Origin of the sequence: Acinetobacter sp. V102_4 (assembly GCF_031799005.1) — a bacterium.
GTDB classification, from domain to species: Bacteria; Pseudomonadota; Gammaproteobacteria; order Pseudomonadales; family Moraxellaceae; genus Acinetobacter; species Acinetobacter calcoaceticus.
Map to the genome: position 1 here is coordinate 351512 of NZ_JAVQNR010000052.1, position 22103 is coordinate 373614.

19 protein-coding genes and 1 tRNA gene are annotated in these 22103 nt (G+C 41.1%); 15 read left to right on the forward strand and 5 right to left on the reverse strand.

Translation table 11 applies throughout. The features are described 5' to 3' along the window. Positions 1 to 26 precede the first annotated feature (26 nt). The 15 genes from RMB13_RS20230 to RMB13_RS20300 all read left to right on the forward strand — a co-directional run bounded on the left by RMB13_RS20230 (position 27) and on the right by RMB13_RS20300 (position 16429). Positions 27 to 734, forward strand: coding sequence for an FFLEELY motif protein (locus RMB13_RS20230; RefSeq protein WP_005037154.1), 708 nt, complete (start codon positions 27 to 29; stop codon positions 732 to 734). Between the two features lie 147 nt (positions 735 to 881). After that, entirely contained in the window at positions 882 to 1829 is a 948-nt protein-coding gene (ubiE, locus tag RMB13_RS20235; protein ID WP_311086172.1) for a bifunctional demethylmenaquinone methyltransferase/2-methoxy-6-polyprenyl-1,4-benzoquinol methylase UbiE, read from the forward strand. A gap of 11 nt (positions 1830 to 1840) precedes the next feature. Beyond that, the gene (locus RMB13_RS20240) at positions 1841 to 2509 is read left to right on the forward strand and encodes an SCP2 domain-containing protein (RefSeq protein ID WP_151743567.1); all 669 of its coding nucleotides are present in this window, start codon (positions 1841 to 1843) and stop codon (positions 2507 to 2509) included. A 12-nt stretch (positions 2510 to 2521) separates the two neighbouring features. Continuing rightward, the gene (locus tag RMB13_RS20245; RefSeq protein ID WP_151743568.1) at positions 2522 to 4141 is read left to right on the forward strand and encodes an AarF/ABC1/UbiB kinase family protein; all 1620 of its coding nucleotides are present in this window, start codon (positions 2522 to 2524) and stop codon (positions 4139 to 4141) included. 125 nt (positions 4142 to 4266) lie between these two features. Next, the gene (locus RMB13_RS20250; protein ID WP_311086173.1) at positions 4267 to 5580 is read left to right on the forward strand and encodes an NAD(P)/FAD-dependent oxidoreductase; all 1314 of its coding nucleotides are present in this window, start codon (positions 4267 to 4269) and stop codon (positions 5578 to 5580) included. A 26-nt stretch (positions 5581 to 5606) separates the two neighbouring features. After that, a complete protein-coding gene (locus RMB13_RS20255) occupies positions 5607 to 6005 on the forward strand; it encodes a VOC family protein (protein ID WP_311086174.1) in 399 nt (132 codons plus the stop codon). 162 nt (positions 6006 to 6167) lie between these two features. Continuing rightward, entirely contained in the window at positions 6168 to 6941 is a 774-nt protein-coding gene (gene hisIE, locus RMB13_RS20260) for a bifunctional phosphoribosyl-AMP cyclohydrolase/phosphoribosyl-ATP diphosphatase HisIE (RefSeq protein ID WP_005037164.1), read from the forward strand. Positions 6942 to 6950: 9 nt separating this feature from the next. Further along, entirely contained in the window at positions 6951 to 8453 is a 1503-nt protein-coding gene (locus RMB13_RS20265; RefSeq protein ID WP_004640865.1) for a UvrD-helicase domain-containing protein, read from the forward strand. A gap of 23 nt (positions 8454 to 8476) precedes the next feature. Then, a complete protein-coding gene (locus RMB13_RS20270) occupies positions 8477 to 9868 on the forward strand; it encodes an AAA family ATPase (protein WP_311086175.1) in 1392 nt (463 codons plus the stop codon). Positions 9869 to 10181: 313 nt separating this feature from the next. Further along, positions 10182 to 13034, forward strand: coding sequence for a monovalent cation/H+ antiporter subunit A (locus RMB13_RS20275; RefSeq protein WP_311086176.1), 2853 nt, complete (start codon positions 10182 to 10184; stop codon positions 13032 to 13034). Next, positions 13031 to 13399, forward strand: a complete 369-nt coding sequence (locus RMB13_RS20280; RefSeq protein WP_005037171.1) for a Na+/H+ antiporter subunit C — start codon at positions 13031 to 13033, stop codon at positions 13397 to 13399. The genes RMB13_RS20275 and RMB13_RS20280 overlap by 4 nt, the downstream gene beginning before the upstream one ends. Beyond that, entirely contained in the window at positions 13399 to 15210 is a 1812-nt protein-coding gene (locus tag RMB13_RS20285) for a monovalent cation/H+ antiporter subunit D (protein WP_311086177.1), read from the forward strand. Before RMB13_RS20280 ends, RMB13_RS20285 begins: the two co-directional genes overlap by 1 nt. Before the next feature lie 2 nt (positions 15211 to 15212). Continuing rightward, a complete protein-coding gene (locus tag RMB13_RS20290) occupies positions 15213 to 15740 on the forward strand; it encodes a Na+/H+ antiporter subunit E (protein WP_307012019.1) in 528 nt (175 codons plus the stop codon). Then, positions 15737 to 16012, forward strand: coding sequence for a monovalent cation/H+ antiporter subunit F (locus tag RMB13_RS20295; protein ID WP_005037177.1), 276 nt, complete (start codon positions 15737 to 15739; stop codon positions 16010 to 16012). The genes RMB13_RS20290 and RMB13_RS20295 overlap by 4 nt, the downstream gene beginning before the upstream one ends. A 12-nt stretch (positions 16013 to 16024) precedes the next feature. Beyond that, positions 16025 to 16429, forward strand: a complete 405-nt coding sequence (locus tag RMB13_RS20300) for a Na+/H+ antiporter subunit G (RefSeq protein ID WP_017391372.1) — start codon at positions 16025 to 16027, stop codon at positions 16427 to 16429. A 60-nt stretch (positions 16430 to 16489) separates the two neighbouring features. Here the strand turns inward: RMB13_RS20300 and RMB13_RS20305 are convergent, their stop codons facing one another. From RMB13_RS20305 to RMB13_RS20325, 5 genes are all read right to left on the reverse strand, one after another. Further along, positions 16490 to 16891, reverse strand: coding sequence for a ribosome-binding factor A (locus RMB13_RS20305; RefSeq protein ID WP_003654587.1), 402 nt, complete (start codon positions 16889 to 16891; stop codon positions 16490 to 16492). Continuing rightward, positions 16891 to 19590, reverse strand: coding sequence for a translation initiation factor IF-2 (gene infB, locus RMB13_RS20310; protein ID WP_005037181.1), 2700 nt, complete (start codon positions 19588 to 19590; stop codon positions 16891 to 16893). Before infB ends, RMB13_RS20305 begins: the two co-directional genes overlap by 1 nt. Before the next feature lie 10 nt (positions 19591 to 19600). Continuing rightward, on the reverse strand, positions 19601 to 21085 hold the full coding sequence (gene nusA, locus RMB13_RS20315; RefSeq protein WP_003654584.1) for a transcription termination factor NusA: 1485 nt from the start codon (positions 21083 to 21085) through the stop codon (positions 19601 to 19603). A gap of 36 nt (positions 21086 to 21121) precedes the next feature. Continuing rightward, positions 21122 to 21646 carry a ribosome maturation factor RimP gene (gene rimP / locus RMB13_RS20320; protein WP_005037183.1) on the reverse strand — a complete coding sequence of 175 codons (525 nt, stop codon included), beginning with the start codon at positions 21644 to 21646 and terminating at the stop codon, positions 21122 to 21124. A gap of 215 nt (positions 21647 to 21861) precedes the next feature. Further along, a tRNA-Met gene (locus RMB13_RS20325) sits at positions 21862 to 21938 on the reverse strand. Between the last annotated feature and the right edge of the window lie 165 nt (positions 21939 to 22103).

Below are 22103 nucleotides of genomic sequence, written 5' to 3' on the forward strand. Positions count from 1 at the left end.
TAAATAGCCCAATATTAGAGTCTTACATGTCTAAACTCGCTGCTTTTGATGAACTTTTACAACAATATAAAACATTTAATTATCATGACAATCCGGTGCTTGCCCAACGTTTGCAAGATGTACAAACATGGCTAAAAGAACGGATGAAAGATACACATCATGAATTTTTCAACTTGCCTGAACATAAACTCATGGCACAGTATTTTTTAAATCGTTTATATGGTGGTCCAGAGTTTGATGCCCTTGCAGCACAAATTGAACGTCTATTGAAATATGCACATAAAGCCGAAAAAGTATTGCCTGAGAATGCGATTAAAACTGGAACTAAATCGGTAAGTTTAGCTGTGCTTGCCACTCAGCTTGATGAACAAGTGGCGATACAGCTTCTTGAGGATTATCCGGCTGACACGGTATTAACCGATGAAATCATGCGCTTAACCCTAACCAAACTTGATCAGGCAGAAGCTCGTTATCAACAACTTGCTCTTCTTGATGATTTAGGTACAGCACTCGATAAATATATGCGCTCATTTATGATGTTTACGGCTTTTAAAATGTGTAAAGGCATTGCCCAAAAATATCACTTCGAGTTGATGTATGATTTTATCCAAGATGGTTTTACTGCGATGAAACCGTTAAAATCAGCCGAGACGTTTATCAAGACTTTTACGGAAAAAGAACGCCAGATTATTGAAAATGTACATTCAGGGCATCCGAATCCGTTTAGAGTGTGATAAGGTCGGCACAGAGAAAAAATCAACCTTACGAAGTTGAGATTTTATTCATTATATTTGCATGATGATGCCTGTAAAAATAGACAAAATCTGTCATCATGCAGAACTTATTCCGTTTCACTTGAGTTTGAGTCTAGGAGAGACAATATGTCTAACGAAAACCAAAAGCCAACATCTCCAACTGAGCAGGCACAAAGTTCAGACAAAGTTAGCCCATTCCTAAGCTCACCTTTACCGCAAGGTACCCCTCAAGGGCAACAACAAACTTTACAACAAACCTTAACTGATACACCAGTTAACGGTTCTGTACCGAAATACAATTTACCACGTGGTGCTGGCAATACTGGCAACGTGGGAGAAACCACACACTTTGGTTTCTCGACTGTTAAAACTGAAGATAAAGCTCAAAAAGTTGCAGAAGTTTTCCATTCGGTTGCAAGCAAATATGACTTGATGAATGACTTGATGTCATTTGGTATTCACCGCCTTTGGAAACGCTTTGCAATTAACATGTCAGGTGTACGCCGTGATCAACATGTGTTGGACATTGCTGGTGGTACAGGCGATTTAGCGAAAGTATTCAGCCGCGAAGTTGGTCCTCAAGGCCATGTCGTTCTTTCAGACATTAACGAATCTATGCTCAACGTAGGCCGTGACCGTTTGATTGATGCAGGCTGTACCAATGTCGACTTCGTACTTGCCAATGCAGAAACTTTAGAGCCTTTTGCAGATAATAGCTTTGATCTACTCACCATTAGTTTTGGCTTACGTAACGTGACTGATAAAGATGCAGCACTTGCTTCTATGTTCCGTGTGTTAAAGCCAGGCGGTCGTTTGCTTATTCTTGAATTTTCTAAGCCTGTATTTGAGCCATTCTCAAAACTTTATGACCTCTACTCATTCACTGCTTTACCGATTATGGGTAAATTAGTTGCCAATGATTCAGAAAGTTATAAATATTTGGCTGAATCAATTCGTATGCATCCAGACCAACGCACCTTAAAAGGTATGATGGAAAATGCTGGCTTCCAGAACTGTGACTATCACAACCTTACTGCTGGTATCGTTGCCGTTCACCGTGGCTTCAAACTGTAAGGGTTAACGATATGTGGTCGATTCTGGCACTCGGTGCAGTCGAACGTATCATTCATCATCTGATCGATCTGGATGCGGTTACACGCATTCAGCTTAATCAGTTACAGGGCAAAATGTTGCGTGTCGTAATCGACAGTCCGCAACTTTCTGTCGATGTATTCTTTGATCAAGAAAAAGTTCGTCTTGAACCTACCGCAACAGGGCAAAGTGAAAAACCTTCTATTTTTGAACAACGCCCTTTTGATGCGCAATTCAAAATTTCTGAAGCTACAGCAACTTTGCATGTTAAAGATGTCGTTGAGTTGATCAAACTATTGGTCAGCGATCCAGATCAGATTGGCAATATCCCATTGCAAGGTGATTATCACCTGTTACAGGATATTCAAAAAATCATGCAACAAGCTGAACCAGATTTAGCTGCGCACTTATCAAGATGGGTTGGTCCTCAACTTGCCCACGAAATTGGCAAGATTCAGCTTGCACCAAAACATTTAAAACGCTCTCTTCAAAGTCATCTGTTTTTTGCTGAAGATGCCTTAAAAGAAGATAGCGGTCTATTTGCCCCTCGTTGGGAAATGGATGATTTAACTCAAGCAACTCGCAAGCTTAATCAAGACATTGACCGTCTAGAAGCAAGATTGCAGCAACTCAACGCACAACTACAACCCTCTCAAGACTAGGTAAGACTGTATATGATTCCGCACGTTTCACGTTTACTCGAACTTTGGCGTATTGCAGCGCACTATAGACTCGATACGTTGTTCCCTGCGGATGAATTACCAGTTAAAGCTCAACGTGCATTAAGTGTTATTAAAATGCACCCAGCCGCATGGTCTAGTCGTGAACGTAAAAATCCTTTAAAGCTCAAAGAAGCTTTGGAAGAGATGGGGCCGCTTGCAATTAAGCTTGGGCAATTACTGTCAACCCGACGTGATTTGATTCCACCTGAAATACTCGCTCAATTGGTCTTACTTCAAGATCAGGTAAAACCTTTTGATAGCAATGTTGCCAAGCAACGTATTCAGGACTCATTAAAGGCAGACGTAAATACCTTGTTTGCTCGCTTTGATGACCAGCCATTAGCTGCTGCGTCAATTGCGCAAGTTCATACTGCTGCTTTGCATGATGGTCGTGAAGTCGTTATTAAAGTGACTCGTCCTGACATTCGCAACCAAATTTTGCAAGACTTTGAAATTTTGGCGTGGTTAGGCAACACACTAGAAAGCCGCCTTGAAGCTGCACGTGCGTTGCATTTAAGCGAAATTATTCAAGACTATCGCCAGATTATCTTAAATGAGCTGGACTTGAGTATTGAGGCAGATAACACCCGTCGTATGCGCCATTATTTTACTGGCTCAACCATGATGTATGTGCCTGAAGTCTACATGGACACCAAAGATGTCATGGTGGCAGAGCGTATTACAGGTGTTCCTATTTCAGATACGGCGACTTTTGACCGTCTAGGCATGGACCGCGCACAACTTGCAGAAAAAGGATTAACCATTTTCTTCACGCAAGTATTTCGCGATAACTTTTTCCATGCCGACATGCACCCCGGCAATGTCTTTGTAGAAACAATTAACCCAAGCAATCCACGCTTTATTGCGTTGGACTGTGCGATTATGGGTGAGTTATCTAAGCATGACCAGATGACGATTGCCCGCATGTTGCTTGCTGTAATGAACAGCAACTTTATGCAGCTCATTCAAATTGTGCACCAAGCTGGCTGGATTCCACCGGGTACAGACCAAGATGCGCTATCGCGTGAAATGCGTCGCACCGTTGGTCCAATGGTGTCTAAACCAATGGATCAACTTGATTTTGCTGGCATCTTAATTCAAGTGATGGATATTGCCCGTCGCTTCCATTTAGAGATTCCACCGCAACTCATGTTGTTGCTAAAGACTTTAGTGCATGTTGAAGGCCTAGGGACCGATCTTTATCCGCAGCTCGACATCTGGAAATTGGCAAAACCAATTTTGACTGAATGGGTCAAAGCCAACATGAACCCAGTCAAAAATATAAAAGAGTTAGGGCAGCAACTACCTGACCTGCTTTTAGGTGCTCAAGATTTCCCAAGCTTAATTGTTGATAGTTTAAATGGTTTAAAAAATCAGTCTGCTTGGCAAGACCGTCAGTTACGCGAAATGCAGCAACTTCGTTTGCAAATGGAACATCAACAACGCCGCAGTTGGATGTTCGGCAGTACTATGCTGATTTTACTAACCATCGCGATTATTAGCCCGTGGTTTGTTTCGGTTATTTTGATTGTGCTGAGTAGCTTATTAGCGCTTTGGCGTATATTGAAATAAATTCTAAATCCCTTGCAATCGCAAGGGATTTTTCTATGACAATAATTTAATTTTAAAAAATTTTTCTAGATCACTGATAAGTTCATTGTTAAATTGAACCTATAAATACTTCAAAAGAATAAACAATGAAAACACCTCATTTTGCCATTATCGGTGCTGGTACAGCAGGTTTAGCAACTGCCATTTTGCTCGCTCGCGAAGGCAATAATGTGACTATTTTTGAACAAGTTGATGAATTATCTCCGGTAGGTGCAGGTCTTTTACTACAGCCTGCTGGATTAGCCGTATTTGAGCATCTTGGTGTACTTAATGAAGCCTTAACACTAGGTGCAAAAGTCACAGGTTTAGAAGGTCAGCTTCCTGATAAACGCCTTTTAGTAAATAGTCACTATCATGAAGCTTCAACGAATCTTTATGGTTTAGGTATTCACCGTTCTACTTTATGTCACGTTCTTACTCAAAAACTTTCTCAATATTCAAGTCACATTACTTGGCGTATGGGTCACACAATTGAAAGACTTGAAGAACACCCTAATGAAATTAGGGTCTTTGGCTTTAATCACAACCAAAAGTTTGATGATTGCTTTGATGCGGTCTTAATTGCCAATGGCGCTCGTAGTCAATTGCGACCCAAAGCATGGGTAAAAGTCGATCAAGCTTATCCATGGGGTGCTGCTTGGAGTATCGTGCCTGAATGTTTAGCACTAAATCCCCAAATTCTGCATCAATTTTATGATCGCTCCAAAATCATGATGGGGATTTTACCTACAGGGGCAATCCCTTCTGCACCCGAGCAACGACTTGCGAGTGTATTTTGGAGCCTACCTACTGCACAATTACCTACATTTTTGAAAGATGAGCAGTCAAAACAGACTTGGTTAAACCAAGTTTCAGAGCGCTGGCCTGATGTAGCAGAATGGTTAAAACAGATTTTGTACAACAATCAAATTCAACCTAAATGGCTATCTGCCCAATACCGTGATGTGGTGATGACTCAATTTGGGCAAGGCCGAATTGGTGTTATTGGTGATGCTGCTCATGCTATGAGCCCTCAACTGGGACAAGGCGCAAATATGGCTTTACTGGATGCTTGGGCTTTTTCTCAATCATTGCAACTTGCCCAAAAGAACCAAAATATTGATTGGTCACTCCTCTGGCAGCACTATCATCAACATCGCCGCTCTTCCACCCAGTTTTATCAATTCCTCAGTCGCTTATTAACACCACTTTATCAATCTGACCATTGGTGGGCGGGAGGTTTAAGAGATCTCGTTTTCCCTTGGATGTATCAGATCCCTTATTTTCGAAAAGAAATGGCAATCACAGTTTCTGGCTTAAAAACAGCTCCATTTCAACAACTTGATTATCAGAAAATTGCTCAATATTGCGAAAAAGAAAATGCACTTAATTCAAAAAGTGAATCTCTTCCCGACTATTAACCTCATAGAAGAATAGCGAGTTATATATGAAAATCAGCCACCTTGATCATCTCGTTTTAACCGTTGCAGATATTGAAAACACCTGTAATTTCTATCAAACAGTATTAGGGTTTGAGGTCATTACGTTTAAAGGTGATAGAAAAGCCTTAAAGTTTGGGCATCAAAAAATTAATTTGCATCAACTAGGCAATGAATTTGAACCCAAGGCATTGCATCCAACTTCTGGATCTGCCGATCTGTGTTTTATTTCAGATACTTCCATTTCAGAGGTCGTTACACACCTTAATCAGTTAAATATTCAAATTGAAGAAGGCCCCGTTGAACGTACTGGTGCAATGCACCCTATTCTCTCAGTTTATATACGTGATCCAGATCAAAATTTGATTGAGATTTCCAATATTCTCACTTCAGAAATATCTAAATAACGTACTGACAAGTAATGAGAGTAAGCTGTTTGTTAGCCTAACACAGAGAAAAAGCGTAAAGAATTTTTCCGCAAAGTGACGTTCATGCCGTACACTATACAAGCTATTTTTTAGCATCTGACTTAAATCAATTTATAGTTCATATTTCTTTGGTGATTCCTCATGAATAACACGCAATGGCTCGATGAAGTAAAATTTAACGAACAAGGTCTTATCCCTGCCATTGCTCAACATCATCAAACCGGACGCATTTTGATGGTGGCGTGGATGAACCGTGAAGCACTCGCGCTAACAGCGGAAAAAAATCAGGCTGTTTACTTCTCTCGCTCTCGCCAAAAACTCTGGCACAAGGGTGAAGAATCAGGACATTTCCAAACAGTTTATGAAATTCGCCTGGACTGCGATGCCGATGTTATTGTCTTACAAATTGAACAGCACGGCGGTATTGCATGTCATACAGGTCGTGAGTCTTGTTTCTACCGTAAACTTACTCCGCAAGGTTGGGAAATTGTCGATGCGCAGTTAAAAGACCCTACTGCAATTTACGGTGAAAATGCTAAAACAGAAGCTCACGATCACGCCCACACCACTGAACAAGTTGATGTACTTGCTCATTTAGGTCAATTGATGCAAGAGCGGAAGCAAGCGGAAGCAGATACCTCTTATGTTGCCAGCCTCTATAAAAAAGGCATCAATAAAATTTTAGAAAAAGTCGGCGAAGAAAGTGTAGAAACCATTATTGCTGCTAAAGATTTTGCAGTTCAAGATTCAGAAGCTCACTTAAACGATCTCGTTTATGAAACAGCCGATTTATGGTTCCATACTATTGTCATGTTGGGTTATTTCGATCTTAATCCACAACTTATTATTGACGAATTAGCTCGTCGTCAGGGTTTATCTGGTTTAGTTGAAAAAGCTAACCGCAACAAGGTATAAAATCACTCAGTGTCGAATATTGAAAAACCTAAAGCTACCTATGAGCAAGCAATTGCCATAGACAACGCACGTCTTGGGCAATCATTTAAAGTGATTGCCTATGCGGGTACAGGTAAAACCACTACTTTACAAATGATTAGCGATGCCATGCCTGAGCGGCGCGGTATGTATTTGGCATTTAACAAAGCGATTGCTGGTGAAGCCCAAAACAAATTTCATCGTAATGTCGACTGCCGTACTTTTCACTCACTTGCTTTTCGTAGCGTGCCACGTGGCGTAACTGACAAATTACGTCTACCGCGCTTAAGTCCAAGTTTTATTGCTAAAGAATATCGACTAGAGCCGATTACTTTACGACGAATGATGGGTGGGCGTTACGAGAAATATGTCTTGATGCCAAGCCGACTAGCAAGTCTTGTCGCAAATGCGGTAGGTTACTTCTGTTCAACGAGTTCTCAATACCCTGCACCTCGCCATATTCAAGCACCGAATTGGTTACATCCAGATGATATTATCGAATTACAAAAGCATCTTTATCCTGCTGTGGAACGTCGTTGGCTAGAGTCAATTGACCCGAATCATCAAGCCGGAATTGGCCATGATATTTACCTTAAACTTTGGGCATTATCTGAACCGAACATTCCTAGTGATTATGTGTTATTTGATGAAGCACAAGATGCCGACCCTTTAATGCTGGGTATTTTGCTTCGACAAAAAAATACGCAGGTCATTTATGTGGGCGATGCTCATCAGCAAATTTATGCATGGCGTGGTGCGATTAATGCTATGCAGCAATTACCATTACCTGAATCTCGTCTAACCACGTCTTTTCGTTTTGGTGAAACGATTGCTGACGTTGCCAATGCATTGCTGGGCGGCTTAAATGAGACTGTTCCTCTACTTGGCAATCCGAACCAGAAATCAAGTGTAGTTAATAAACCTCACACTAAAATGCGTGACGCAATTTTATGCCGTACCAATGCCCGTGCGATGGAACTTTTGTTGGCAGGTTTAGTTCATGGCGATAAGGTAAGTTTGCAAGCAGACCATCAAAAACTAAACCGTTTTGTAGATGCTGCAAGCCTCTTGAAACAAGGCAAACGTGTCACCGATGTTCCTGAGTTAGCATGGTTCAATTCATGGCATGATGTTCATGAATACTGTGAAACCAATGAAGGTAGTGACATTAAACCTTTGGTTAAATTGGTTGATGATCACGGGACTGACCCATTAAAGAAAGCACTTGCAAAGATTACACCCATTGAGCAAGCTGATTATGTCATCTCTACAGCCCACAAAGCTAAAGGGTTAGAATGGAACCGCGTTCATATTGAAGATGACTATCAATTTAAAATTAATGGCTTAGAACACAAGATTACAGATGAGGAGTTAAGATTACTTTACGTTGCTTGTACTCGTGCTAAAGTAAGTCTAAATATCCATCATCTTTATGATCTGATACAACAATTAAAACTAAGGGCGCCTTTAAGTCTTCGTCAATCGGTTGGTTGAAGCGCTCATACTTAGGTGAGCCTATGAAACTTGAATCGATCCAATTTAAACATATTGCTTTATTTCACGATCTTAAAATACAGTTTCAATATGAAAAACAGCCTATTACCTTAATTTTAGGTGAACAAGCAACTGGTAAAAGTATGTTACTCAAACATACTTACCATGCTTTAACTTGGTTCCCTGCCCGTCTTAAAGATTTACGTAGCCCTGGTATTGTCATGCCTGATCAAGACATTACTCAGTCGCGCCTACAATCAAGAATCGAAGTGACCATTCAAGTTCCAGCAGAAATTGGCCATTTACCTGAAAGTACCTCTGCCCAACAGGTGGATTCTTCACTATGTAGCTGGAAACTTTTTAAAACTCTAAATTCAAGTGGCATTGGAATAAGCCAAGTTGAAACGCAGCAACTTGATCAAACTATGGCCCTTTATCAGCAAGTCACAAAAAAAGATCCACTACAAGGATTGCCCTTAGTCGCTTACTACCCAGCCGAGCGATTTGTAAATGATATTAATCTGCTGAATAAAAATTTACCCGGCATTACCCAATCGATTTCAGCCTATGACATTAGCCCGCTACCATTTACAACGTTTACTCGTTTTTTTGAATGGTTACGTGAAATTAGCGATATCGAAAATGCCCAAGCTGCGCATCTCCTACAACGTATTATTTCTAGACAATCAGAACAGCAAGACCAGACAGAACTATTAAATGAGCTTCAAAAAGAGTTATCAGGGCAGCCTAAACAGCTCACCTCCCCGAATCTTTATGCACTGAAAAATGCATTAAATATTGTTCTGCCTGAACTTAAAGACCTATATTTGCAATATCAACCTCGGCTCCAGCTCATAGTTGACTATGAAGGTCAAACCCTACCGTTTCAGCAGCTTTCCAACACCACAAAAACTTGGATTGCGTTGGTAGGTGATGTAGCCCGTAGACTCTGTTTACTTAATCCCTTAAGTTTAAATCCTTGCCTCGAAGGTGAAGGGATTTTATTAATAGATCAGATTGATGCACAGCTCGACTCCACACATTGCACAGAAATCTTGAATCGGCTTCATCAGGCATTCCCGCGCTTACAAATTATTGCAACAGGAAGTCGTGAGGAATTACTTGAACATGCTTCCAACTATCAATGTTTAAAATTAGAACACGGTAAAATTAGCCACCTTGATTTAAATACAACTAAGCAACAGCTTGAAAACATCTATACATTGCTACAAAGAAGCGAACCATTAACGCAGTCTATAGAGGCACAACCTCTTAGCTTAATTGACCCAACACCATCTCCAGCACAAATTGGTGTTTTATTTCAGCAAATCCAAAATCTAAATGAGCAACAAAAAAATGAATTGCTCCGCATGATTCATGCAGGAGATACACCAGAAGAAAGCCCTTCTGTTTAAATTTTATGACCCATTTACTCTATTTTTATAATGAAATTCGGCTTCACACAATATAGAGTTTAAGCAGGATTTTTAGGCTCTAAAATCACTAGATGTTGTTACTACATGTAATAACATCAGATTTTTACTGCTTTTTTAGTGTACAATAAATTTCATTTTGCGTTTTTATTCTTCAAGTTGCGCAATACAACTTGTTTCTCGCTTTATTTTCTAATTTGGTTGGGCTTTCAGAATACAAGCCTTGGAAATCTCTTTGAATTCCTATCTGTTCTGAAATTAAAATTTCACTTTTAGGTCTCGGCCTAAATCACATATGGATACGAGTGTGCTACCGATAATTATCTTATTACCGTTAATATTAGGCACCACCCTTGTTTCATTGCTTCAACGGTTCTCGCGTGGAGTAACGGCTTTAGGGGCAATCGGAGTCAGTTTAACCAGTTTTGGTTTATTACTGGCTCAAGCAAAAACTGTGCTTGGTGGTGCAAGCATTCAACAGAGCTGGGATTGGTTACCTCAATTAGGAATTAATCTAAGCTTCAGACTCGATGCTCTTGGTTTACTATTTTCTCTACTTATTACCGGTATCGGTACACTCATTTATATATACGCCTACTACTATCTTGGCCCTAAAAATTCTTTAAGCAAACTATATGCTTTACTCATGCTGTTTATGGCAGCAATGCTGGGTATTTCGCTCTCTAATAATCTTATTATTTTATTAGTCTTTTGGGAGCTCACCAGTATTTCATCTTTTTTATTAGTGGGTTACTGGAGTCATTATGAAGCTGCTCAACGCGGCTCTCGAATGGCACTCACCATTACAGGGATGGGTGGTTTGGCGTTATTGGGTGGATTTGTTCTATTAGGACAAATCACTGGAACCTATGAAATTAATGACATCATGGGCATGAAAGATGCCATTCAAGCCCATTCCCTATTTATTCCAATGTTATTGCTTATTTTGCTTGGTGCATTTACGAAGAGTGCTCAGTTTCCATTTCATTTTTGGTTACCCAACGCAATGGCTGCGCCCACTCCGGTGTCTGCCTACCTACACTCTGCAACCATGGTAAAAGCCGGGATCTTTCTACTTGCCCGCTTACTGCCAATTTTTGTAGGCGCTGCGATCTATCACAATATTGTGACGTTTGTCGGCCTATTTACACTTTGTATGGCAGCATGTTTTGCCATTTTCAAAGAAGACTTAAAAGGTTTGCTCGCCTATTCAACAATTAGCCATTTAGGTCTTATTGTCTGTCTACTTGGAATAGGTTCGCCTTTAGCAGTTGCTGCTGCCATTTTTCATATTATTAACCATGCGACATTTAAAGCAGCCCTGTTTATGCTTGCGGGGATTATTGACCATGAAACTGGTACACGTGATCTTCGAAAACTCAGTGGTATTTGGCAATTACTTCCTTTCACGGCCACATTAACCATGATCACCGCTGCCTCTATGGCAGGGGTACCACTCACCAATGGCTTTATTTCTAAAGAGATGTTCTTTACCGAGCTATTGGCGAATCTTTCAGGTTCAACGGTTATCTTTGCCAGCATTATTGCAACTCTGGCTGGTATCTTTGCAGTAAGTTATTCAATTCGCTTAGTGCATGGCGTGTTTTTTGACGGTCCAATTGGTAAACAAGTTCCAAATAAAGATGCACATGAACCACCTATCGGTATGCGTTCGCCAGCCATTCTTCTTGCTGTGCTATGTATCTTGGTTGGAGTTTTACCTTCTTTATTGGTAGAACCACTGGTCAATAGCGTAACGAGAGCAAGCTTGATGCAACCAGAATTTGCAGGAACTCATCTTGCAATCTGGCACGGATTCAATGCTCCTCTTGTGATGAGTATTATTGCTTTAGTGGGCGGCTCGCTCTTCTATTTTGCTTTGGCAAAAGATGGCATGATTCGTAAAATTGACCTTGACCCACGTCTTGGCAGATTACAAGGCCGTATTTTATTTGATTTATTTTTAAAACATCTGTTGCTCACCAGCCGAAAAATCAAACAAAAAACTGAAAATGGCTCATTGCAAAGTTACTTGTTTTTGATCATTGCTTTTAGCATCATCATGGTAACCATGCCGCTACTCAATCAAGGGCTTACTACAGGCACACGTGAACTCACTCATGCCCCATGGATTGCCATCGTTCTCTGGCTGACCTTATTCTCGGGTTGCTGGATGATGCTATGGTTCCACCATGAACGTATTAAAGCAGTCCTCATTAGTGGTGCAATTGGTCTGGTTGTAACGATGGTATTTGTCACCATGTCAGCTCCAGATTTGGCATTGACTCAAATTACTGTGGATGTTGTAACCACTGTTCTTTTATTAATGAGTTTATCTTTACTTCCACAACTAACGCCTTATGAATCTCTGCGCTCAAGACGTTTAAGAGATGCCGCTTTAGCCATTGTTGGAGGCTTAGGGATAGGCTGGATTACGTGGCTGATTTTAACCCGTGATCATAATTCGATTTCATGGTTCTTTGCCCAACAATCTTTACCACTCGGTGGTGGTTCAAATATTGTAAATGTCATTTTAGTTGACTTCCGTGGTTTCGATACCTTTGGTGAAATTACGGTACTAGGAATTGCGGCTATTGGTTCACTTTGCCTCATGGATGGCATGCGTGTACATGGTACAACCATGACCCAAGGTCTCACCTACCGTTTTAATCCATCTCCGCTCATGTTCCGTATTACAGCCTCGTGGGTATTGCCATTAGCGCTTGTCGTGAGTGTTTATATCTTTATGCGCGGCCATAACTATCCGGGCGGTGGCTTCATTGCAGGTCTAATCACCTCAATGGCGTTAATCATCCAATATATTGCGCTAGGTCAAGACCAAACTGAACAATTACTCAAAGCAAAATCAGGGCGTCTTTACGAAGTCTGGATTGGTTCAGGTTTAACAATTGCTGGGCTTACTGGTGTAGCTGCATGGTTCTGGTTACGCCCATTCCTCACCAGCGCGCACGTGTATGTTGAATTACCAATTTTAGGAAAACTACATTTGGCTTCAGCTGCAAGTTTTGACTTAGGCGTTTATATCACCGTTGTTGGTGCAACGATGTTGCTTATCTCTGTATTGGGAGACTCTCGCCACTCAAGTATGTCTGGTCCTGTAGTACCACATCGGGAGGAATCATCATGATCAGTTTAGAATTCTTATTGGCTTCTGCTATTGGTTTACTTGTTGCCACAGGTATTTATCTGATTTTACGTGCTCGTACTTTCCCTGTCGTGCTTGGATTAGCTGTAATTGGCTATGCTGTAAACCTATTTTTATTTGCTATGGGCCGATTACAAATCAGCTCACAAGCAATTTTAACCGAAACAACAAAAATAACCGATCCACTTCCTCAAGCGCTGGTGTTAACAGCCATTGTGATCGGTTTTGCAACCACCGCTTTTATTGTACAACTGGCGCTGCGTAGCCGTTATGAGTCAGGTAGTGATCATGTTGATGCTAAAGAAGACATCTCTCCAACATACGACCCACGCGAGGATGAGCCGTAATGTTTGATTTTTTATCTTTCTGGCAAGAACATGCGCCTATTTTTAGCATTCTCATCCCGGCATTTACTGCTTTTATATTATTACTGCTCGGCAACCCAGGAGCAGGTGCTTTAAAAGATGACTGGCGACAACCATGGCGTCGTGGCATTAGTCTTGTTTCGGCAATTGCTGGATTAATTACCGCAATTGTATATTTGAGCTTTGCAAGCACGGGCCAGATTACCATTTACCAACTGAGTGAATGGTCAGCACCGTTTGGCATTGTACTCGTATTAGATCGCCTTTCTGCTTTTATGCTGGTACTGACCTATGCATTAGTCGTTCCAGTTTTATGGTATGCAAGCGACAATTGGGATACCCGTGGTCGCTATTTCCATGCCATGGTGCATTTCTTGTTAATGGGTATCTGCGGAGCATTTTTAACAGGCGATTTATTTAACCTTTTCGTCTTTTTTGAAATCTTGTTGATGGCTTCGTATGTTTTGCTTTTACATGGACAAGGCAAGCCACGCTTTCAGCTGGGTGTTCACTACGTCATTATCAATTTATTAGCCTCTGCCCTATTCTTAATTGGCCTTGGTATGATTTATGGTAGTGTGGGTAGCCTCAACATGGTGGATGTTTCACGTCTTATCCCCACACTCGAAGCAGATCAACATAAATTAGCCGTAGCAGGTGCGTTACTTTTATTTGTAGTGTTTGGCATTAAAGCAGCCATGCTTCCTGTAGGTTTTTGGCTACCAAAAACTTATGCTATTGCAAGTACGCCTGTAGCTGCAATTTTCACCATTATGACAAAGGTCGGTATATATTCGATTTTGCGTGTGAATGGAACTGTATTTGACGATGCGCTTAGCCAAGAAATCTTAAAAAGCTGGTTACTTCCTATTGGTTTAATTACATCACTCTATGGTGTGATTGGAGCAATTGGAGCAGATCGATTACGTCGCTTTGTCGGGTTTATGGTGCTTTCTTCAATTGGCACCTTGCTCACGGCAATTGCCATGTCGAATACACAAGCATGGTCTGGCGCATTATATTACTTAGTGCACAGTACGCTGATTGGAGCAGCTTTTTATCTATTTTGTGGATGGATAACCTCACAACGTGGAGATTTTAAAGATCATTTAAAGGTTGCCCCAAGAATCAAACAAGAAAAAGCGGCTATGCTGACTTATTTCTTGATTGCCATGATGCTCGCGGGTTTACCACCTTTTAGTGGTTTCCTTGGAAAAGTATTCATTTTACAAGCGACAGTTGAAACCAGCTACCAAGGTTGGATCATTGGTGTGGTACTTGTTGTTAGCCTATTAAGTATTATTGCTCTAACACGTGTTGGTTTTATCTTGTTCTGGCGAGCAACACCTCCTGAACAAGATCCAATTCATCCTGCTTATATTCTTTATCAGGCCTTACCAGAACGAGCACCACCACGTAATGATAAAGTCATCTATGTATTACTTGCTGGCTTAATGGCTTATGTCATATTTGCTGCACCTATTCAGCATTACACATTAAGTACTGCTCAGCAGATTCAAGACCATGCGCTTTACCAACGTACTATTCTTAAAGTAGATCAAAATGGTGAATTTATCAGCGTGCAACCATTTGATCCCGCTTACCTACCAGAAACTAAATATGGGGGTGAAGTTGAAGATCATAATGCTTACCTCATTCCTGATATTATTTCGAAAGATACCTTCAATGGTGAACATATTTCAGAATATAAACATCGACAAATTCAGCAACAGGACAAACTACAAACGCCTACCATTGTTGATGAAAGTCAATTGAAACCTATGGAGCCATAACAATGCAGTTATCTCATTTGCTTGAACGCTGGTTTCCACATCCATTTGTTTCCGTTCTTATCATTTTATTTTGGCTGATGCTGTCACATAGTCTGGATGCCAGTGATATTTTAATGGCTGTGCTTTTAGGCTTGATTATTCCTCGTTTAGTCAAACCGTTCATTACTCGCACACCGCATATTCACTGGAAACCTGCTGTTAAATTATGCTTTGTAGTTCTTTGGGATATTGTCATTTCTAACTTTCGAGTAGCAAAGCTCGTTTTAGGGCCTACCAAAAATTTACATCCTAAATGGTATCGTGTGCCACTAGAAACGGAACATGAGCAGGTCAATACATTACTGGCGATGATCATTACGACAACGCCTGGTACTGTCTCTGCGGGTATAGATCAGGAACGTGGAGATATTTTAGTTCACGCCTTGAGCACGGATGATACCGAATCTGACATTCAAGACATCAAACAACGCTATGAAATTCCACTTATGGAAATTTTTGATGTAAAAAGCGAAACGGAGGCAAGTGTATGACAATCCTACCCTATGCTCTAGGTATTAGCTTAATTGCCATTACAATCTCTATGCTACTTTGTCTTTTCCGAATGGTAATCGGTCCATCAATTGTAGATCGACTTTTAGCACTCGATACTCTTTTCTTAAATGCAACTTGCCTCATTGTTGTGCTAGGCATTTACTGGATGACGACCTCTTTATTTGAAGGAGCGCTACTGGTTGCTATGCTAGGTTTCGTATCTACAGCAGCCTTAGCACGTTACTTCACAACCGGTCATGTTGTCGATTAAGGAGAGAGCAAAATGCAGTTTGTAATGGAAATTATTGTTTCGGTCTTTCTGATTTTTGGCGCTTTCTTTATGTTAGTCGGCTCAATTGGTATGGTCCGCTTACCTGACTTATTCATGCGCTTACATGCACCCACAAAATCGAGTACGTTAGGATTAGGCAGTTTCTTGATTGCTTCCATGATCTTTTTTGCTTTTCAAGGCCGCTTTGGTTTTGCCGAGCTACTGATCACACTTTTAGCTTTTATTACCGCACCGGTTTCGGCAAATTTAATTGCTCAAGCTGCGCTACATTTACGTTTGCGCTCATTGAGTGGAGAAGTTCCTGAAGCAATTGAGCGCCCCTTGCCTTGGGACCGTTATAAAATTGGACAGCGTTTCTCACAAAATAAACCTCCTATGGACCCTCCTAAAGAATAGGGAAAAAAGACAACCAATAAAAAAGCCACCCGAAGGTGGCTTTTTTATTTTTAATTTATATTACTGTTCGTCATCTGACTCGCGTTTCGGTAAATCATTTACCGCTTTCTCGATCAGACCAAACATATAGTTACCATAGGCATTAGTCTTGTCATAATGGAAACGCAATCTTGGCGTAATACGTGTCTTGATACGACGACTCAATTCATGACGCAAGAAACCAGAAGCTTTATTTAATACATCTAAAGTTTCTTTATTTGCTGCTTCACTTTGCTCATCACCAAGCTCACGTCCCATTACAGTGACATAAACTTCAGCATAACCCATGTCTGCACTGACTTTCACCGCAGAGATGGTCACTAGACCACCTAAGCGAGGATCTTTAAGCTCCTGACGGATCAGCTCAGACAACTCACGTTGCACTGAATCCGCCATGCGCTTTAAGCGTTGGCTACCCGCCATTAAAGACTCCGTTTAATCAATTGAACATCATAGACTTCAATTTTATCTTTCACTTTGATGTCTTTATAACCTTTCACCGCAAGACCACATTCCATACCGGCACGAACTTCTTCAACCACTTCTTTATAGCGACGAAGAGATTCTAACTCACCTTGAAACACAACCACGTCATCACGTAATACGCGAATCGGTTTATTACGATGCAATACACCTTCAAGTACCATACAGCCTGCTGCTGCACCAAACTTACTTGAGTGGAATACTTCACGTACTTCAGCAACACCCAAGATAGTTTCACGATGTTCAGGAGCAAGTTTACCGCTCATGGCATCTTTCACATCATCAATTAATTCATAGATGATGCTGTAGTAACGAATATCGATACCGTCTTGGTCACTTCTCTGACGAGCAGTCGTATCGGCACGAACGTTAAAGCCCAACAATACAGCTTCTGAAGATTCAGCAAGAATCACATCAGACTCAGTAATCGCACCAACACCCGAACTAATTACACGAACTTTTACTTCATCAGTAGATAATTCATGTAAAGCTGCATTCAATGCTTCTAAAGTACCACGTACGTCAGTTCTTAAAACAACGTTCACTGTAGGAACATCTTTTTTGCCCATTGACGACATGATATTTTCAAGACGCATTGCGCTTTGACGATCAATACGTTTTTGACGTTCACGGTCAGCACGAGCATCAGCAACTTCACGTGCTTTCTTCTCGTCATTTACAACAAGAACTTCATCACCTGCCATTGGAGCATCTGGAAGACCCAGAATTTCTACTGGAATAGATGGTCCTGCTGATTTAATAGGCTTACCATTTTCATCAGACATTGCACGGACACGACCATATGATGAACCTGCAAGAACAAGGTCACCAATGTTTAATGTACCGTTTTGAACAAGAATAGAAGTTACTGCACCACGGCCTTTATCAACACGCGCTTCAATAACAACACCTTGTGCAGCACCTTCAGCAGATGCTTTTAATTCCATCAATTCTGATTGAATAAGAATTAAATCAAGGAGTTCATCAATACCTTGTCCACTGTGTGCAGAAACTTTAGCAATCGGAACATCACCACCCCATTCTTCTGGAACGATTTGTTTCGTTGTTAATTCATTTAACACACGGTCTACATCAGCAGATTCTTTATCCATTTTGTTGATTGCAACAATAATTGGAGTTCCTGCTGCACGCGCATGGTCAATTGCTTCTGCAGTTTGTGGCATTACACCGTCATCTGCTGCAACAACCAATACAACGATATCCGTTGCTTTAGCACCACGTGCACGCATTGAAGTAAACGCAGCATGTCCCGGTGTATCAAGGAATGTAATGATTCCTTTGTCTGTTTCAACGTGATATGCACCAATATGCTGGGTAATACCACCTGCTTCGCCTGCCGCCACTTTCGAACGACGGATACGGTCAAGCAATGATGTTTTACCATGGTCAACGTGACCCATAATGGTAACAACTGGCGGACGAGTTGTTTGCTCACCACGTGCTTCTTCAGCCGCTTCAAGCAAGTTATCTTCCGCTTGTGTATCAGAAACTAAAACAGGGTTATGGCCCATTTCTTCAACAACAAGTGCTGCTATATCTTGATCAATAGCTTGTTCTTGATTAACCAACTCACCCATTTTCATAAGTGATTTGATAACTTCACGTACTTTAATCGCCATTTTTTGAGCAAGATCGGCAACAACAATGCTTGAACCGATTTCTACATCATAAACTTGCTTTTTAACTGGCTTTTCAAATCCATGCTTATTTGCCTGACTTGATTTTAAACCACGTTTGTTATGGTTAACAAAGCTTTGCTCTTCTTGACCACGACGACCACCTTTTTTACCCGCACGTGGGTTAGTGGTTGCGCCACCGCGTTTAATTTCACGGTCTTCTTGCTTAAATGAATCTTCATAAGCTTGGCCAACTAGACCTGAAGCAAGTGGAGAATCATCAATCACACGAATGGTAGTAGTAGCTTCGTCATTTGAATACTTAGACGCCATTTTGCGCATTTGTTCAAGTGTACGTTGCTGAGCTTCTTCAGCCGCTTTACGACGCGCAGCTTCTTCAGTTGCTTTTAACTGAGCTGTTTGTGCTTCACGCGCTTTCTTTTGCTCTAATGTTTCTGCTGGTTTTGGTGCAGGTTTTACTGTACCACCACCACGTCTTTTCACGACTACAGCAGCTTTAGGAGCTGTCTGAGCAGCGCTATCTTGTTGATGAGCAGCACGCATAGCATCTAAAGTTGCTTTTGCTTTTTGCTCTGTTTGAAGACGCGCGTTTTGCTGTGCAGTGTCACGCGTTTGCTGTTCTACACGTGTTTTAGCTTCAGCTTCTGCACGTGCTTTAGCTTCAGCTGCAATTTGTTCAGGGTTTGGTTTAGCAAAAACCTGTTTTTTACGTACTTCTACGTTAATTGTTTTTGCTTTACCTGAAGTACTTGCAACTTTAGCGGTACTGGTTGTTTTACGTTTCAACGCAATTTTTCCTGTGTTACCACTTTCCTGACCATGCACTTTTTTCAAATGATTGACTAAAGTATCCTGTTGTTCAGTGGTAATAATATCGTCTGCTGTACGTTGAGGCAAACCTGCTTCACGAGCCTGTTCTAGGAGCTTCTCAACAGGACGTTCTACACTGAGAGCTAACTCTTTAATCGACTTGTCCGTCATATTTCATCTCCTAGTTAAACCATGATTCGCGAGCTTTCATGATCAATTGACCTGCTTTTTCATGATCAAGTCCTTCAATATCAGAGATATCGTCAGTAGCCTGATCTGCCAAATCATCGACAGTAATGATACCGCGAGCGGCAAGCGAGTAAGCGATCTCAGAAGTCATGCCTTCCATTGTTAGAAGGTCTGCGCTCGGTTCTTGAATATTTTCTTGCTGTTTCAAAGCATCAGTAAGTGCTGCTTCTTTTGCACGACTTTGCAATAACTCAACCAATTCAGCATCAAGCTCAATTTCGTCAAAAGTTTCAGCTGGAACATAAGCAATCTCTTCTAAAGAGGTAAAGCCCATTTCCACCAATGCCATTGCTAAATCTTCTTCAATATCGAGACGTGATACAAACATGTCAAGATATTGCTGAGCTTCATTTTGCTGACGAGCACGATACTCTTCTTCAAGCATCATGTCGAGTTTGTAGCCAGTTAAATCAGAAGCCAAGCGAACATTTTGGCCTTGTGAGCCAATCGCGCGAGCCAATTGATCGCTGGTTGCAAAAATAATATCGGCACTTCTTGCATCTTCATCAAGCACGATGCCTGAAACATCAGCTGGTTCTAATGCACTTGCAATGTACTGAGCTGGATCATCAGACCAGACCACTACATCAATACGTTCACCGTTTAACTCTTGTTGTACCGCTTGAATACGCGTACCACGCATACCAATACATGCACCTACAGGGTCAATACGATGGTCATTTGTTTTCACTGCAATTTTAGCACGAACGCCTGGTTGACGTGCCGCTGCTTTAATTTCAATAATTTCTTCAGAAATCTCAGGAATTTCTTTTTTCATTAAAGCAATTAACATTTCAGGCTTAGCGCGTGATAACAATAACTGAGCGCCACGACCTTCACGGTTCACATTGTATAAAATAGCGTTCATACGTTGTTTTGGACGAAGAATTTCTTTAGGAATCATTTCTTCGCGCGCAAGATAAGCTTCAGCGTTGTCGCCTAAATCGATAATAAAGCCATCTTTGGTTTGTTTTTTCACTTCACCGTAAATCAACTCACCAACTTTAGACTCGTATGCATCAGCAACTAACGCACGCTCAGCTTCACGAATTTTTTGTACAATAACTTGTTTTGCAATTTGTGCAGCGATACGACCAAACTCAATAGATTCTACTTCGAGTTCACGTACATCACCAATTGACCATTTAGATGGGTCAAGGTCAGAAATCGCATCTTGGCAAGCTGGCATTTCATGATCTTCATCTGCCACAACAGTCCATTGACGGAACGTACTGTAATCACCAGTTTTACGATCAATTTCTACACGAAGCTGAGCTTCTTCAGCATGCGTACCTTCATAAAATCTTTTCTTCGTTGCAGCAACTAGAGCTTGTTCTAAAGCCTCGAAGATCGCTTCACGACTAACACCTTTTTCATTACTAACCGTTTCAACAACGGTAAGAATTTCGCGGCCCATAAGTCACCTACCGATTTCTTATAAAATTTAATAAATTTAATCTTGATAGATCAAGTTTGCTTTATCGATATTGTTGCTGTCGATCTCAAGCACGTGCTTCCCATCAACTTCAACCTGAATTTCTTCATTTTCAAGGTCTACTGAGATAAGTTTTGCTTGAAATTTACGACGGTTTTCTACTGCTGCAATCAAACGCAAAGCAATTTGTTGTCCAATGTAGCCTTGTAACTGTTCTAGTTGAAAAAATGGACGATCCCAGCCCGGGGAAGAAACTTCTAATGAATACTCACCTGAAATTGGATCATGAACATCCAGCATTGCGCCAACTTGTTGTGTTACACGCACACAATCTTGTACACCAATACCACGGCCTTGTTCTACTTCGCCATCTTCATTAAGTACAGGCTCAGCATCTTCACTTACCGCTTTATCGATATAAATACGCAATAATGAACGTTTGCCTTGTGGGAGAAACTCGATTCCCCAAAGGTCGACACCACATGCTTGTACTGCAGGAACAATTAAGTCATGCAATGCTTGGGATTTATTTGATAATTTCATTTACTCTCGTCATTCTCGTGCGATTCAATCGGTTGTTTTAACCGACACAGACCTACTATAGTGAAGCATGACTATTTGACCAATTGATGTCGAAACTACACGATAGCGATACGATAACCAATAAAAAAGGGCGTTAATCGCCCCTATCTTGCACAGAAAACAATAGTCCACTGTGCAAAAAGGCCCACTTGTCTGTGAGCCTCTTTTAAGAAACTTGGTAGCGGGAGCTGGATTTGAACCAACGACCTTCGGGTTATGAGCCCGACGAGCTACCAGACTGCTCCATCCCGCATCAACGTGCAAAAATTATATACAAATATCAAATAAAGTCAATGTAAAATTACTAGATATTTGCCTGATTAAGTTGCACCTTAATCAAATTGGTAGCGGGAGCTGGATTTGAACCAACGACCTTCGGGTTATGAGCCCGACGAGCTACCAGACTGCTCCATCCCGC

Bases quoted from the DNA above. Each gene is read 5' to 3' on its own strand.
- RMB13_RS20230 (WP_005037154.1), top strand. From the start codon at position 27: ATGTCTAAACTCGCTGCTTTTGATGAACTTTTACAACAATATAAAACA.
- ubiE (WP_311086172.1), top strand. From the start codon at position 882: ATGTCTAACGAAAACCAAAAGCCAACATCTCCAACTGAGCAGGCACAA.
- RMB13_RS20240 (WP_151743567.1), top strand. From the start codon at position 1,841: ATGTGGTCGATTCTGGCACTCGGTGCAGTCGAACGTATCATTCATCAT.
- RMB13_RS20245 (WP_151743568.1), top strand. From the start codon at position 2,522: ATGATTCCGCACGTTTCACGTTTACTCGAACTTTGGCGTATTGCAGCG.
- RMB13_RS20250 (WP_311086173.1), top strand. From the start codon at position 4,267: ATGAAAACACCTCATTTTGCCATTATCGGTGCTGGTACAGCAGGTTTA.
- RMB13_RS20255 (WP_311086174.1), top strand. From the start codon at position 5,607: ATGAAAATCAGCCACCTTGATCATCTCGTTTTAACCGTTGCAGATATT.
- hisIE (WP_005037164.1), top strand. From the start codon at position 6,168: ATGAATAACACGCAATGGCTCGATGAAGTAAAATTTAACGAACAAGGT.
- RMB13_RS20270 (WP_311086175.1), top strand. From the start codon at position 8,477: ATGAAACTTGAATCGATCCAATTTAAACATATTGCTTTATTTCACGAT.
- RMB13_RS20275 (WP_311086176.1), top strand. From the start codon at position 10,182: ATGGATACGAGTGTGCTACCGATAATTATCTTATTACCGTTAATATTA.
- RMB13_RS20280 (WP_005037171.1), top strand. From the start codon at position 13,031: ATGATCAGTTTAGAATTCTTATTGGCTTCTGCTATTGGTTTACTTGTT.
- RMB13_RS20285 (WP_311086177.1), top strand. From the start codon at position 13,399: ATGTTTGATTTTTTATCTTTCTGGCAAGAACATGCGCCTATTTTTAGC.
- RMB13_RS20290 (WP_307012019.1), top strand. From the start codon at position 15,213: ATGCAGTTATCTCATTTGCTTGAACGCTGGTTTCCACATCCATTTGTT.
- RMB13_RS20295 (WP_005037177.1), top strand. From the start codon at position 15,737: ATGACAATCCTACCCTATGCTCTAGGTATTAGCTTAATTGCCATTACA.
- RMB13_RS20300 (WP_017391372.1), top strand. From the start codon at position 16,025: ATGCAGTTTGTAATGGAAATTATTGTTTCGGTCTTTCTGATTTTTGGC.
- RMB13_RS20305 (WP_003654587.1), bottom strand. From the start codon at position 16,891: ATGGCGGGTAGCCAACGCTTAAAGCGCATGGCGGATTCAGTGCAACGT.
- infB (WP_005037181.1), bottom strand. From the start codon at position 19,590: ATGACGGACAAGTCGATTAAAGAGTTAGCTCTCAGTGTAGAACGTCCT.
- nusA (WP_003654584.1), bottom strand. From the start codon at position 21,085: ATGGGCCGCGAAATTCTTACCGTTGTTGAAACGGTTAGTAATGAAAAA.
- rimP (WP_005037183.1), bottom strand. From the start codon at position 21,646: ATGAAATTATCAAATAAATCCCAAGCATTGCATGACTTAATTGTTCCT.